This window comes from Streptomyces sp. AC627_RSS907, assembly GCF_019049165.1.
On sequence record NZ_JAGMUE010000066.1, the window covers coordinates 48,112 to 60,517 of the forward strand.

Annotated in this window: 14 protein-coding genes; 11 read left to right on the top strand and 3 right to left on the bottom strand. The window is 65.2% G+C overall.

All coding sequences use genetic code 11. From position 1 onward, the window contains the following. Positions 1 to 142: 142 nt before the first annotated feature. Entirely contained in the window at positions 143 to 1,267 is a 1,125-nt protein-coding gene (locus tag KUM32_RS16615) for a hypothetical protein (protein WP_217142675.1), read from the bottom strand. A gap of 401 nt (positions 1,268 to 1,668) precedes the next feature. Here KUM32_RS16615 and KUM32_RS16620 point away from each other — a divergent pair, with 401 nt between their 5' ends. Then, positions 1,669 to 2,427: a hypothetical protein gene (locus tag KUM32_RS16620; protein ID WP_217142676.1), complete on the top strand. Its 759-nt coding sequence runs from the start codon at positions 1,669 to 1,671 to the stop codon at positions 2,425 to 2,427. Positions 2,428 to 2,966: 539 nt separating this feature from the next. On the opposite strand, the gene KUM32_RS16625 is transcribed toward KUM32_RS16620, so the two are convergent. Continuing rightward, positions 2,967 to 3,176, bottom strand: a complete 210-nt coding sequence (locus KUM32_RS16625; protein WP_217142677.1) for a hypothetical protein — start codon at positions 3,174 to 3,176, stop codon at positions 2,967 to 2,969. Between the two features lie 243 nt (positions 3,177 to 3,419). On the opposite strand from KUM32_RS16625, the gene KUM32_RS16630 reads away from it, so the two are divergent. Together KUM32_RS16630 and KUM32_RS16635 are read left to right on the top strand one after the other, a co-directional pair. Continuing rightward, positions 3,420 to 5,708, top strand: a complete 2,289-nt coding sequence (locus KUM32_RS16630; RefSeq protein ID WP_217142678.1) for an AAA family ATPase — start codon at positions 3,420 to 3,422, stop codon at positions 5,706 to 5,708. Positions 5,709 to 6,061: 353 nt separating this feature from the next. Next, on the top strand, positions 6,062 to 6,283 hold the full coding sequence (locus KUM32_RS16635) for a hypothetical protein (protein ID WP_217142679.1): 222 nt from the start codon (positions 6,062 to 6,064) through the stop codon (positions 6,281 to 6,283). A gap of 1,301 nt (positions 6,284 to 7,584) precedes the next feature. On the opposite strand, the gene KUM32_RS16640 is transcribed toward KUM32_RS16635, so the two are convergent. Continuing rightward, positions 7,585 to 8,049 carry an NUDIX hydrolase gene (locus tag KUM32_RS16640; RefSeq protein ID WP_217142680.1) on the bottom strand — a complete coding sequence of 155 codons (465 nt, stop codon included), beginning with the start codon at positions 8,047 to 8,049 and terminating at the stop codon, positions 7,585 to 7,587. An 18-nt stretch (positions 8,050 to 8,067) separates the two neighbouring features. On the opposite strand from KUM32_RS16640, the gene KUM32_RS16645 reads away from it, so the two are divergent. From KUM32_RS16645 to KUM32_RS16680, 8 genes are all read left to right on the top strand, one after another. Then, positions 8,068 to 8,847, top strand: a complete 780-nt coding sequence (locus KUM32_RS16645; RefSeq protein ID WP_217142681.1) for a GntR family transcriptional regulator — start codon at positions 8,068 to 8,070, stop codon at positions 8,845 to 8,847. Positions 8,848 to 8,986: 139 nt separating this feature from the next. Beyond that, entirely contained in the window at positions 8,987 to 9,343 is a 357-nt protein-coding gene (locus tag KUM32_RS16650) for a hypothetical protein (protein WP_030971328.1), read from the top strand. Between the two features lie 2 nt (positions 9,344 to 9,345). Further along, the gene (locus KUM32_RS16655) at positions 9,346 to 10,701 is read left to right on the top strand and encodes an FtsK/SpoIIIE domain-containing protein (RefSeq protein ID WP_217142682.1); all 1,356 of its coding nucleotides are present in this window, start codon (positions 9,346 to 9,348) and stop codon (positions 10,699 to 10,701) included. 84 nt (positions 10,702 to 10,785) lie between these two features. Beyond that, on the top strand, positions 10,786 to 10,950 hold the full coding sequence (locus KUM32_RS16660; protein ID WP_217142683.1) for a hypothetical protein: 165 nt from the start codon (positions 10,786 to 10,788) through the stop codon (positions 10,948 to 10,950). After that, entirely contained in the window at positions 10,950 to 11,633 is a 684-nt protein-coding gene (locus tag KUM32_RS16665) for a DUF2637 domain-containing protein (protein ID WP_217142684.1), read from the top strand. The genes KUM32_RS16660 and KUM32_RS16665 overlap by 1 nt, the downstream gene beginning before the upstream one ends. Positions 11,634 to 11,652: 19 nt before the next feature. Continuing rightward, entirely contained in the window at positions 11,653 to 11,844 is a 192-nt protein-coding gene (locus KUM32_RS16670) for a mobile element transfer protein (protein WP_217142685.1), read from the top strand. 12 nt (positions 11,845 to 11,856) lie between these two features. After that, the gene (locus KUM32_RS16675) at positions 11,857 to 12,012 is read left to right on the top strand and encodes a hypothetical protein (RefSeq protein WP_217142686.1); all 156 of its coding nucleotides are present in this window, start codon (positions 11,857 to 11,859) and stop codon (positions 12,010 to 12,012) included. 20 nt (positions 12,013 to 12,032) lie between these two features. Then, positions 12,033 to 12,350: a SpdD-like protein gene (locus tag KUM32_RS16680; RefSeq protein ID WP_217142687.1), complete on the top strand. Its 318-nt coding sequence runs from the start codon at positions 12,033 to 12,035 to the stop codon at positions 12,348 to 12,350. Positions 12,351 to 12,406: the final 56 nt, after the last annotated feature.

Consider the following 12,406-nt stretch of genomic DNA (forward strand, 5'->3'; position numbering starts at 1 on the left):
CGGGCTCGCTGTGACGCTAACCTGCGGCGAAGCGGTCTTGACGCTTGGTGGCCGTCGGCTTGGTCGCCCGTTGTTCCCCGCGGTTCTCCACAGGATCTGGCACGCGTCTAGCACGGACCTCCCGGCAGCACCAGGACCGGCGCTAGGGTGAGCCTTCCAAGTTCTGTGGACCATCGGGTAGTTGGCCGCGTCTCAGCAAGGCGCGGCCAGCAGCCAGCGTGGAATGAATCGCAGGAGCGGTGATAGGGATCGACCCTTCGCCTCTGCGGCGGACGATGCTAATGAAGGCCCCCTCAATGCGGCCGTCCACTACCGCACCATGGACGAGGAAGGGCTTGAGCTCCTCGGGCTGAGGTGGAATGTGGAGAAAGACAATGCCCAGCCCTGAGCCATCGGAGATCTCCTCGATGTCAAGTAGGTCGGGGGGTGGGTACAGATGATGTTCCAGAGCGCTCTGATAGCGACGGAGCGTGCGCCCGTCGAGAGGTACTGGGCAAACACTGTGAATCACCTCACCCGCAGGGACCTTCTTTCCTCGCATGCCCACCACGACGATTCCTCCATGCTCGGCGTTTGCAAACCTCGCTACCGCCTGGGCTATTGAGATCTTTCCGTGTTGTGTATCGAGGTCGTAATGTGCACTCTTTGCATCGAGCCACGGGCCTTCTGGCTGGCCAATTAGAACGTCGGCTCGCCCCGCGCGGAGAAGTTCGATGGTCGTCCCGCGGGTGAGTTCTCCGCTCTCGGCAGCCTCTAGGAGCGCAATCGCGCCACTGCCGATTTCATATAATTCGCTGACTCGTCGATTGCGTAGGCTGCACTCGATATCGATGCGCCATACGAAAGGAGACGTATGGTAGTCGACAGCCATTTCGATGTCGCGAAGTGCTGCTCTACGTTTGGCTAGATACGGTGCGAGAATGGCCCGATAGACGTCGGGTAGAGTTTCTTCGTTGAACTCTTCTGCCTTCGTGATAACGTGAATCTGTACGACCAGCGTTCCTTTTTGAAGTGAGATCTGTACGGGGCCCGGCGGTGACCACTCGTCATCAAACTCATCTTCGTCGCCCTCGACGATGAATACATCCATTTCGTCTGCCTCGTAGAGGCGAGCTGCGCTTTGCAGAGCATGCTTAAGGTCAACGGCTTTGAACTGTGCAAGTTCGGACTCGTGGAAGACGTACCCTTCAACGTCGCGATACTGGCGGCAAGTGTCCTCGAACTGAAGCTCCTCGTGGGTCCTGTCGAAGCGGATGGTTCGTGGCAACGGGGGGCCTCCCAGAGGTGTGAGCGGGCGTGGTCCTTCGGTGTGAGGGGTGCCCACGTAGTCGCTGCGTGCGGCCAGTTCGCCACTGCGGATCTCAGATGATGCCCGGAGTTCGGTCTCTACCGCAGGTCTATCGCGGCGACCTGTGGCCCCACCAGGGGACGCAACCTGAGGTGTCTTCTTGCCCTGGGTCTTGGCCGGGGATCTTGGTGAGCTGGGTTTTCCCTGCTCAGGGGCAGTGGTGCCGTGCGCCTGGTGGTCGGCGTTGGTCATCATTGGCCACTGTCGAGCGACCTCGGACGGCCCAGAGACGGCCCAGCCGGGCAGGCAGGTTGAGCCGACTTGTCAGTGGGTGTGGCTAGGGTGCGCCCACTATTAGGCGTCACGCTCTGGGAGGGGTTTTGGGAGCCAAGACGGGGCTGCTGGTGTACGCGGACGGCGACGTGCCGGGGTTGCTGCGGCAGGTGGGGGCGGCGGACCTTGACCGGACGGTCACCATGATGCGGCGGCTCTACCCGGGCCGGGAGATCGAGCAGTGCGAGGGCAGGAACCTCTGGGACGGCGTGTACCCGCCGGAGGGGATGGTGTGCGCAGCGAGCTGGCCGGGTGTGGAGGTCATCGGTGATCAGGGGGTGATGATCGACGCCCCTTCCCAGCTTCCGGAACACCTCGTGGCGGCGAGCGCCGGCCGACGGCTCGTCCTGCACGCCATGCACAGCGTCGTCGACTGGCTGGCGTTCGCCGTGTGGGAGGACGGGCGCCTCGTCCGCTCTCTGAGCCTGTCGCCGGACAGCGGAATCATCGAGAACATCGGCGAACCGCTCCCCTTCGAGCTGCCCTACTGGGTCGGCGACCGCCCAGCGGACATCGTCCCCTGGCCCGGCGAGGAGGAAGAGCCGTACGCCCTGCCCTTCCACCCCCTGGAACTGGGCGAGGACGCACTGCGCGCGCTCTGCGGCTTCATCCAGGAGGGCCGTCCCGAGCCCGACGACGTCGACGCGGAAGCCATCAAGCTGTACGGATTCCACGTGCGAAAGTCATACGGGCCCGACCCCGCCGAGCAGGAAGCGGAGCTGAGCAGAGTTGTGGAGGACATGGACCCGCCACGCTTCTACACACTGAGCCCTGACGGCTCACTGGTCGAGCGCGACGGCCTTTAACCCATGACCTCTTCGTCCCGAAGGAACTTGAGTGGGCGTCGCACCTTGGGCCGCTGCGTCTCTCACCTGCTCCGATGGTCTGTACGGGTCCGCGTTTGTCCGCCGCTGTCTGTCGGCGTTGTCACGCAGTTAGACACCCACCCGGCTGCACCGTTTCGCGCCAGGGAAATTCCCAGGTGGGAGGACAGGACTCCAGATCGGCGAGGCAGAGGTCAAGCGCGGGGTCCAGTAGCACTCCTGCTGCTTGGCGCATCTCTTCCCGACTGGCGCCGCTCACCCGCAAACACAGACGATGACGTTTAAGCCGAAGGCGAAAGAGAAAGAGGACTGACTGAAAACTCTTCACCCGCGTATCGACATGCTTGCCGAGCTGTCGCGCAATCCTGTGCGTGCCCCCGAGGACCTGCTTGGTCAGACCGTGCTTATGGGGGGCGGGAAGCGTCATGGAGGACCGGACCAAGGCCAGCGGCGGCACATACGACCCAGTCACCCAAGATCACGTGGAAGCCCTCGGCCCTCCGGTGACCCTCGTGTTTGCTTCAGCTGGGCATGTCGTCGTGGATGATGTCGGGCGTGTCACGCCTGCGCCACTTCTGAAAGGCCCACGTGACTACGGCGCTGACGAGCATGGCGGCAAGTCCACCGATGAACTCCGGTACGGCCAGCAGGAGCACATGCTCGATCCCGTTGGCCTGACCGCTCAGGGTGATGGTATCCGGGCTTGCGATGTCGTGGATGGGCGTAGCCACTGTTGCTCTCCTCAGCGCATTTACGTGAAGTTGGGGACCTGCGTAGGTCGCTGAGGCGAGAATCGTGATGGGGCAGGGTGCCCCCAACCTTCATCGGGACTGCCTGGGACTCACTGCGTGCTCCGGGCACCTTGAGCTGGGTCGACATCCAGTGCCCCTGCTCTGTCCCAGGGACGCCGCTGGGTCAGACCAGGGACAGGGGAAAACATGACACGGACAACAGGGCACGACGAGGAACCAGACGTGGCGCTGGGCCGGTTCCTGCGAGACCAGAGCCAAGCAGCGTGCCTCAGCGCACGGGATATCGAGCAGCGCTTTCAGTACCGCGCTCATCAGGAAAGGGCGCGGATAGAGGCTGGGCAAGAGCCACCAGTCGATCCCGTGAGCGACATGAAGTTTTCCAAGTCACACCTCGATCGACTCTTTAAAGGAACGGCTTCCCTGCCGTCGAAACGCTTCGTCAAGGTGTTCCTAGAGATCACCAGCAGCGCCGCTTCCATTCGGCCGGAACTCCACAGGGAGCTGTGTTGCGTGGCGGACGAGCTACTGACCGCTGCTCATCAGTATCGTCAGAAGCGGCGTTCGATAAAATCACCAGCATCTACAACACAAGGTCCTACTGAAGTAGCTGTAGCTACTCTCCAGGCACAGCTCGAACTCGAACGTGCTCACCGCACCGAGGACAGGCTTCGATGGGCCCTGAGCGATGCCCAGTTGCTGATGACCACACTGTTGCAGATCATCAGCACACTGCGGGATATCGTTATAGACATCGACACCGAGCACCTTCAGGTACTCCGGAGCAGCGCCGAGTCAGCGACCCTAGATGTCACCGCTAACCAGCGACTTCAAGCGCTGAGACACAAGGCCACAGCAGAAGATCAACTCGCCCGCGTAAACGAACGCCGCGCTCTGCTGGAAACTCTTTGGGAGCAGGCTCACGATAATGTGCACCGCTTATCTCTGCACCCCGACGTCACTGAGGTGAAGTCCCTTCCGGTAGGCCCTGCCCTGCCTCAGCAGGAGCTTCTACCGACGGCTGCCCTGGCGCAACCTGCACTTGCGGACATCGCTGCCGCTTTGGGTAAGGCTCAAGAGATTAACAATACTGAAGAACGTAAAACCCGCGAGTTGCAGCAATACATCCGATCCGACACTCATACATCACCGGTCGACGAACTCGCAACCCTATTGGCAGCCACTCAACTCACTGACGCACCTAGCCGCGAGACGGCCCTCCGTGCGCTTATCAGGAGTTGGTCCCGCAACCCGAAGACTCGCGACGCTCTCGCACGAATGACCGTCGACGACCAACCAGACATCCGGGCAATCGCGGTCCTAAATTTGGCACGTACCTGGTCTGAAGACCCCGTTGCCCGCCAGGCTCTCATTGCGGTCACCCGCGACAGGGAGCTAAAGGTCCGGACGATCGCCGTATGGGGATTAGCGCAAGCGTGGGCGGACGATCCCGATGCCCTCGACGCCCTTGTGTTTTTAACGCAGGATCGCTCTGCGGAAGCACGAGCAATCGCGGTTGAGGGGCTCGCGGAGGGGTGGCCAGAGAATCCCTTTGCCCGGAACGCAGTATTGTCTCTCCTTCAAGACGCTGTACAGCGCGTACGGGAAATCGCCATTGAGGTGCTGCTCGAAAACTGGTCGGGCGATGTCATCACCCGAGACGCTCTGCTCGCGCTTCTTCGCGCCAAAGACGTAAGCATTCGAGAAGTCGCCGTGAACGGGCTCAGTATCGGCTGGCCAAGCGACACGTCCGTCACAAATGCCCTTCTCACGATGCGAGATGATCCCGCACCAACAGTACAATGGGCCGTCGAACGGAGCCTGGCTCGCAAGGGTCTGGTCGAAGCCACAGGAAACGAATATCCAGTTGCGGTCAGTGACCCTAGAAGTGCGGATACAGCACCTCTACGACAGGAAGTCGCCTCGCGCGAAAACGGATCTCTAATCGCTGTACGCGTTCCTCACGATTACAGCATGGAGAACCCGCCCTCTGGAATCGCGACATTGCGGCGAGGGATTAATTTCAGCTCCGGCATCAATGTAATACATGGCGATAATGGAACAGGGAAGACGCTCCTATTGAAAGCTTTGGCCATTCAATTGGGTGCTGTCAGAGGGCGCCGGCTGCATCAAACACTTAATCAATCTAAATGGGCGCGATACCTTGCTGAGCATCTTGAGGTCCTTCTGGGTGAAGGATTTGCGCCGGAAGATTGCTTTTACACGGGGCCGGCGAATTCAAGTAGGCATGCGAGAAGAAATCAACTTTCGATAGCACTAGACGAACCGTCGAAATATCGCCTGTATCTTCTCGACGAACCAACGGGATCGTACGATTATGGGGCGATAAGTAGTCTCTACAAAAAAATGAACCACCTCAGCCGACAAGGCTGCCAGTTCATCATCGTGACCAACGCCTTCGCGCGCCCCAGACCTGACGTCCCTCCCGAAGCCAAGGTCATCCAACTCGGCGACCGTCGGCTACGTGACCGGATGGCCGCCCTAGGCTGGTAGCTACCTCTGCTGCCAGGACAGGGCACACAATCAGCTGCGCCGTATCACCGCACGACGTTTAAGCGCAAATGACGCCGGGCCACGGCCGGCCCGGCGACGGTCCCGCCGGCAACACCAGCCTCGAACCGACCGCGATGCGCAGGTGGAAAGCCTGACCGTCAGCTGCCAGTTCTCCGGGTGCAGGCATAACGCGTCCAGTGTGGCAGATCATCTCCGGGGCCCCATGCCAGAGCGGGGTGGGGGTGGTCGCCCTCGGGTGCCGACTGTCAGCGTTGGTCGACCTCGCACGGCCCGAGGACGGTCCAGGAGCATGCCCGTGGGATGATGATCTCTCCGGAGGGGTGCGAGTGGACATGCTCGAACTGATGGAGTGGCTGTCCGAGCGCGGCGTCACGACCGTCTTTAAGGTCGACGGTGACCGCATGGTTGAGCGGCGGGCGGCATGGATGGTCATCGTCAGCGGTGGGCCGCTTGGCGAGGACTCGTTCTTTCGTGCTGACCTGGCCACGCCAGACGCATGCCTTGACTCGTTGCTCGCCCATCTGGAGGGCAAGGGGCTGTCCCCTTTCGCGTGATCACCATGTCTCATGGGGGCATCGCCGCCGCTCGTAGGTACCGGTGAGTCGGGCACGGAGGGAGCACGGTTTCCATCGGTGCCTAGAGCTGTTTTCAGCTCAAGGTGAGTAGCCAATCAGTCCGTGATACTGCTGTCTTCCTGGTCGGGCTGGTCGCTTAGAACTTCATCCAAGAGATCATCTGCATCCTGCGGGGCGGCAGTGTTGCTGTACCTGCGGTGGGCGGCCTGCGCCGAGGTACCAAGCGCCTCGCCTATATCCGCCCAAGAGAGGCCACGCCTCCTGCATCGGGCAACTTCCATCGCCACTCGCAGTTCCGCTGCGGCTCGTAGCTCCGCGGCTAGCGCTAGTCGGTCGGAGTGCGACGTAGCGTTCCTCTCCCCGCTGATCCTTTGTATGGCTATGCGCATGAGTACGTCGGGGTATTCGTCACGCGCTCCGTCGCCGCCACCAGATGAGGTTGCCATCAACACATGTTGATGCACCTTCGGTTGCGATGCGCTGAGAATCGCGTAATGGCAGGTCAGCGGCTTTAGGTGTCCCAGCAAAAGCTGATTACTGTCTGGCTTGCGGCTGCAGGGCCCTCCAAAACGGTGACGGCCCCCTGGTCCTACGCAGGAGGCCGCCATCACCGTCAGATCCTGGCTTAGGAGGCCAAAGTGTCCGACAAGAAGAAGTCTACGAGGAAGCGAGCCGCCCGCTCCAAGGTAGAGAAGTCCGACGCTGGCAGGGTGCACGCCCGTTTGGCTGAGCGAGCGGCACGTGCACACGTACGTCGGCTCTTGAGCGTCGCTACCGACGAACTCGTTCGGGTAGCTGTGAAGGCGAGTGTGAGCGGGGTCGGGGTGTTGGCGGTCCTTTGGTGGCAACACCGTCACTGAGCCCCGCTACATCAACACCCCACCTTCCCCAGCTCCCATCCCGTCCGCCGTCGACCCACACACCGTGGAGCGGGCGTGGTTCATGGCGTCCAGGTGGAGCGCGCCACTGTACGAACGACCTGGACGCCATGGGCCGCGTCTGCTCGGCTCTGCCTGGGTCGATGGTGGACGGGATGGGAGCTCCCCCACGTACACCACTACGGGCCTGTAGTCGGGAACGGCGCCCCCTCCATCCCGGTGCCGGCCGATCCCCCGCCGGAGGCATCTCTTTGGCCCGAGGGTGACTTCCTCGCTTCTGCCCGCATGCACGTGGCGCGCCGCCGGGCGCGGCCAGCCGGGGCGCAGACAGGAGGCAGGCCGCGCCGCAGAGGCGGCGCGCGCTCGCGCCGTGCGCGGGCTCTTGATGAAGTAGAGAAAGTCTTATCCCGCTGGGATGAGGTGCTTCCCGTCGTGGCTCCGTACGTGGGGGGCGCTGCCGTCCAAGGCATCCAGGAGCCTGATCGCGTAGACCTCGGCCATGCGCTCGCTGACCTCGTCGGGCGTGAGCCACTCGACGGCTGTCGACTCGCTCGACGTGCGCTCGGTGCCGCCGGATGGCTTGCAGCGGAAGACCAGGGCCACGATGCCTCGCGTCGTGTTCTTGTAGACGCCGGTCAGCTCGTCGACCTCGACGTGGATGCCCGTCTCCTCCAGGACCTCGCGGGCGACGCCGGCCTCTGGGGTCTCGTCGAGTTCGAGTACTCCGCCGGGGAGTTCCCAGGTGCCGTTGTCGGCGCGGCGAATCGCCAGGAGTCGACCGTCTTCGCGGACCACCACCCCGGCTACGGATACCGAGTGCAGCGGCGCGGACGTTGCTCCTTGTGATTCACTCATGTACAGGAGCATAGGAGGCAGGGAAGGACTATGGGAACCGCAGTAGGAGGTGAGCGGTCCGTACCTCGGTACGTGCAGATCGCCGAGGAGATCGTGCAGCAGATCCGGGCAGGTGTCCTCAAGCCTGGTGAGATGGTGCCGAGTGAATCCGAGCTGGTCGACCGTTACGGCGTGTCCGGTGGGACCATCCGTAAGGCCATGGTCGAGGTGCGGGCAAGCGGGCTCGTCGAGACCCGTCACGGCAAGGGTTCGATCGTGAAGGACCGGCCGCCGGTGCGGCACCGTTCCTCTGACCGCTTCCGCCGCTCGCACCGGCGCGGAGGCAAGGCCGCCTACCTGGCCGAGTCGGCCCAGTCCGGCGCCACCGCCAAGGTCAGCGTCCTCTACATCGGGCCCATGGAGGCCCCCGAGGATGCCGCCCGACGGCTCGGTGTCGACGCCGGCGCCCAGGTGCTCGCTCGGCGCCGCCTCTACTTCCGCAACGGCACCCCGGTCGAGACCGCCTCCTCCTACCTCCCGTGGGACGTGGTGAAGGAAATCCCGGAGCTGTTCGCCGAGAACCCCGGCGGCGGTGGCATCTACGCCCGACTTGAGGACCACGGACACGAGTTCGCGGAGTTCGTCGAGACCTTGCAGGCGCGGCCGGCCTCCAAGGCGGAGGTGTCGGAGCTCGCCCTCAGTCCTGGTGCGCCCGTGGTCCATCTGATCCGCGAGGCCCGTACGACCGAGGGTCGCGTGGTCGAGGTCTGCGACACGCTTATGGCTGCTGACCAGTTCGTTTTCGAGTACCGCATCCCGGCGGACGACTGACACTCCCTCAACTGCACGCAGCCCGTCGCGACTTCTGAGCCGCGGCGGGTTGACTCATGTATAGGAGTGATGCACTCTTCTTCATGTCACTCATATACATGAGTGGCGGAGTCCAGCCTGTGTAGAGGAGTGCTTTCCCATGCGTCAGATCCCGGTCGACACCACCGCCGCCACCGTGATGGTCGCCAAGACCCCGCAGCCCAAGGTCAAGGACCGCCGCACCGGCGAGATCGCCACGGACATCGACACCGGCGCCAAGCTCATGACCGTCGACGTGATGTTCGCCGCCAACGACGAGGTCGAGATCCTGTCCATCACCGTTCCGGAGACCGGCATCTCCGGTGAGCTGGCCATGGGCACCCCGGTCGCCCTCACCGGCCTGATCGCCCGGCCGTGGGAGAACGAGTTCAACGGCCAGAAGCGGCACGGCATTGCCTTCCGCGCGGTCGCCGTGACCTCCCTCGCCGACATGGCCGCGCAGACGAAGGCGGCCTGACCATGACCGCCTTCACGGTCACGCTCGTGCTGGTCGTCGCCGCTGCGGGTCTCCTGCGGTGGCGGCGTCCCGCCTGGTACTGGCTGACCTTCGGGATCACCTTCGCCGCGCTGCGCGTCCTGGTCCGGTACGCCTCGGTCATGGACGCCTGCGGGCTCACGGTCCCGGCTCCGCGCTGGCGCCTCGCCTTCGCCCGGATGACCAACCGGCCGGTTCCGGAGTCCCGTCCGCCGCGCATCCTCCGCGTCCGACCCACCCGCACCGGCCTGGTCTTACGGCTCAAGCTGCGGCCCGGACAGGACGCCTTCGACATCGCCGCCGCTTCCGACCGGCTCCGTCACTCCTTCTCGATGTACGGGGTCACCTCCCGTGAGCTGCGCTCAGGGGTGGTCGAGGTGCGGATGACCGGCTACGACGTACTCAAGCGGGTGCAGATGCCGGCCAAGGCCGACACCCGTGCGATGCGGGTTCCGGTCGCCCTGCGCGAGGACGGCTCGGTCCACTACCGCGACTACCGGGCGATACCTCACGCGCTCACCCTCGGTGCCACCGAGTCCGGCAAGTCCGTCTACCAGCGCAACCTCGTCGCCGGGCTCGCTCCGATGGACGTCGCCCTGGTCGGCATCGACTGCAAGCAAGGCGTCGAACTCTTCCCGCTCGCCCGTCGGTTCTCCGCGCTCGCCGACAACCCCGACACCGCCGCCGAACTCCTCGACGCACTCGTGGCCCGCATGGAGGACGTCTACCACCTCATCCGCGCCGAACAGCGCATCACCGCCGACGTCCCAGACGCCGAGATCGCCGCCGACATCTGGGACCTGCCCGACCACCTCCGCCCGACCCCCATCGTCGTCCTGGTCGACGAAGTCGCCGAACTCGCCCTCTTCGCCACCAAGGAAGAAGAGAAGCGGCGCGACCGGATCATCACCGCCCTGGTCCGCCTCGCCCAGCTCGGCCGCGCCGCCGGCATCTACCTCGAAGTCTGCGGCCAGCGATTCGGCTCCGAACTCGGCAAGGGCATCACCATGCTCCGCGCCCAGCTCACCGGCCGCACCGCCCACCGCGTCAACGACGAGACCAGCGCCAACATGGCCTTCGGCGACATCTCGCCGGACGCCGTCCTCGCCGCCATCCAGATCCCCGCGGAGATGCGCGGCCTCGCCATCGCCGGTGACTCGACCGGCGGTTGGCACCGCATCCGCGCCCCGCACACCTCGCTCCGCCAGGCCGCCAACATCTGCAACCGGCACGCCGACCGCAACCCGGAACTGCCCGAGCTGGCCCCGTTCCGCCCCGCGCTGACCGGCATCGTCGCAGCCTCCGCGCCGCTGTCCAAGACAGCACCTGTTACGGCCTGACCTTCCGCACCTCCCCGGTCGGTGCGACCGCCTTCGCGCCACGTCCCTACCCCCGCCATGCCTGATGAAGGGAGAACGACCGCCATGTGCCCCGACTGCGAGGACTTCGCCCGCACCGTGCTCCTGCTCGGCCAACTCGCCCTGTACGCCGACACGAGCGGCGCAGACCTCGACTTCGTCGAAGCCGTCAGTCCCTCGCTGGCCGCCTCGCTCCCGGAGCCGACCGACACCGCCGCCGAGGACTTCTGATGGCCGGCCGCCTCGGTCTGCGCGTCGATGCCGTCCTGGTCCAGGCCGTCATCGCCGGAGCCCTGTCCTTCGCCCACCTGCACGACCTGGCCGCCGCTGCCGGACAGGACGGATGGAAAGCCTGGGCCTACCCGGTCAGCGTCGACCTGCTCCTGGTCGCCGCCTGGCGACGGCTCCGCGGCGAGGGACCCTCCCGGCTCGCCTGGTCCTGGTTCCTCATCGCCCTGTTCGCCTCGCTCGGCGCGAACGTCGCCACCGCCGGATTCCTCGACCTGGCCGACCCGCCCGTCCTGCTCCGCCTCGGCATCGCCGGATGGCCCGCGCTCGCCTTCCTCGGCGGCACTCTGCTCGCCCACTCCGCCAAGCATCAGCCGCAGCCGGAATCGCCGGCCTCCGAGCCCGAGGCCGACACCCTCCCCGAGCGGGACACGGCTCCCGAGCCCGAACCGGAGCCCTCAACCCCCGTAGTCGACGAGCCCTCGACTCCCCAAGCCGACGAGCCTCCGGCCCTTCCGGCTCCCACCCCAGCGCCCGCGGTTCCGCCCGTCCTCGTCGACCACGCCCGGAAGGTCGCCGACGAGTACCGCGTCCGTACCGGCTCCCCGATCGACACCGACACCCTCCGCGCCCGCCTCGGCGTACCGCCCCACCTGGCCGACGCCATCGCCGCCCACCTCGCCTGACCCGGAAGGAGAACCAGCCATGCCCTCCCGTGACAGCTTCCACTCCGTGATGCGGATCGGCCCGGTGCAGATCGGCACCCACCGCGACCGCAACGGCCGGACCAAGCACGCCGCCGTATGCAGCTCCGACGGCTGCGGCTGGTCCGCCGACTACACCAGCCAGACCGCTGCCCAGCTCGCCGCCCGCACCCACCGCTGCCGCGTCCGCTAGGAGGCCACCGTCGTGCAGGTCCCGCTCTGGCTCGCGCTCCTCGTCGTCGGCTACCTCGGCGTCAAGCTCATCCGCCCGCCCGCCTGGCTCATCGCCGTGCTGCTCCTCGGCGGCTTCCTCCTCGCCGACGGCGTCCTGGCCCCCGCCGTCAACAGCCTGATCAAGTAACCGCCCGAAGGAGATCACCGATGTTCCGCCCGAAGATCCCCACCATGCCGACGCCGACCGGCCTGGCCACCCCGCCCGCCGTCGTCGAGCCGACCACCATCACCCCGACCACCGCGCCCCCGCCGGCCACCCCGCCGACCCCGGCGTCGTCCCGGCCCACGGTCCAGCTCACCCCCGGCACCGCGCTCGCCCTCGTCGGCGGCGGCACCGCCGTGGTCCTGGTCGTCGGCGCCGTCCTCGTCTCGATGCTCCTGGCCGTCGCGGTCACCGGCGTCTCGGTCGCCATCTGCGCCCTGGTGATCCGCTCGCTCGTCCACGCGGACGCCAAGCGACGCTGACCGGCCCCCGGGCGGCCTCGATACCGCCAAGCATCCGCCGCCCGGGCGCCGTCCCT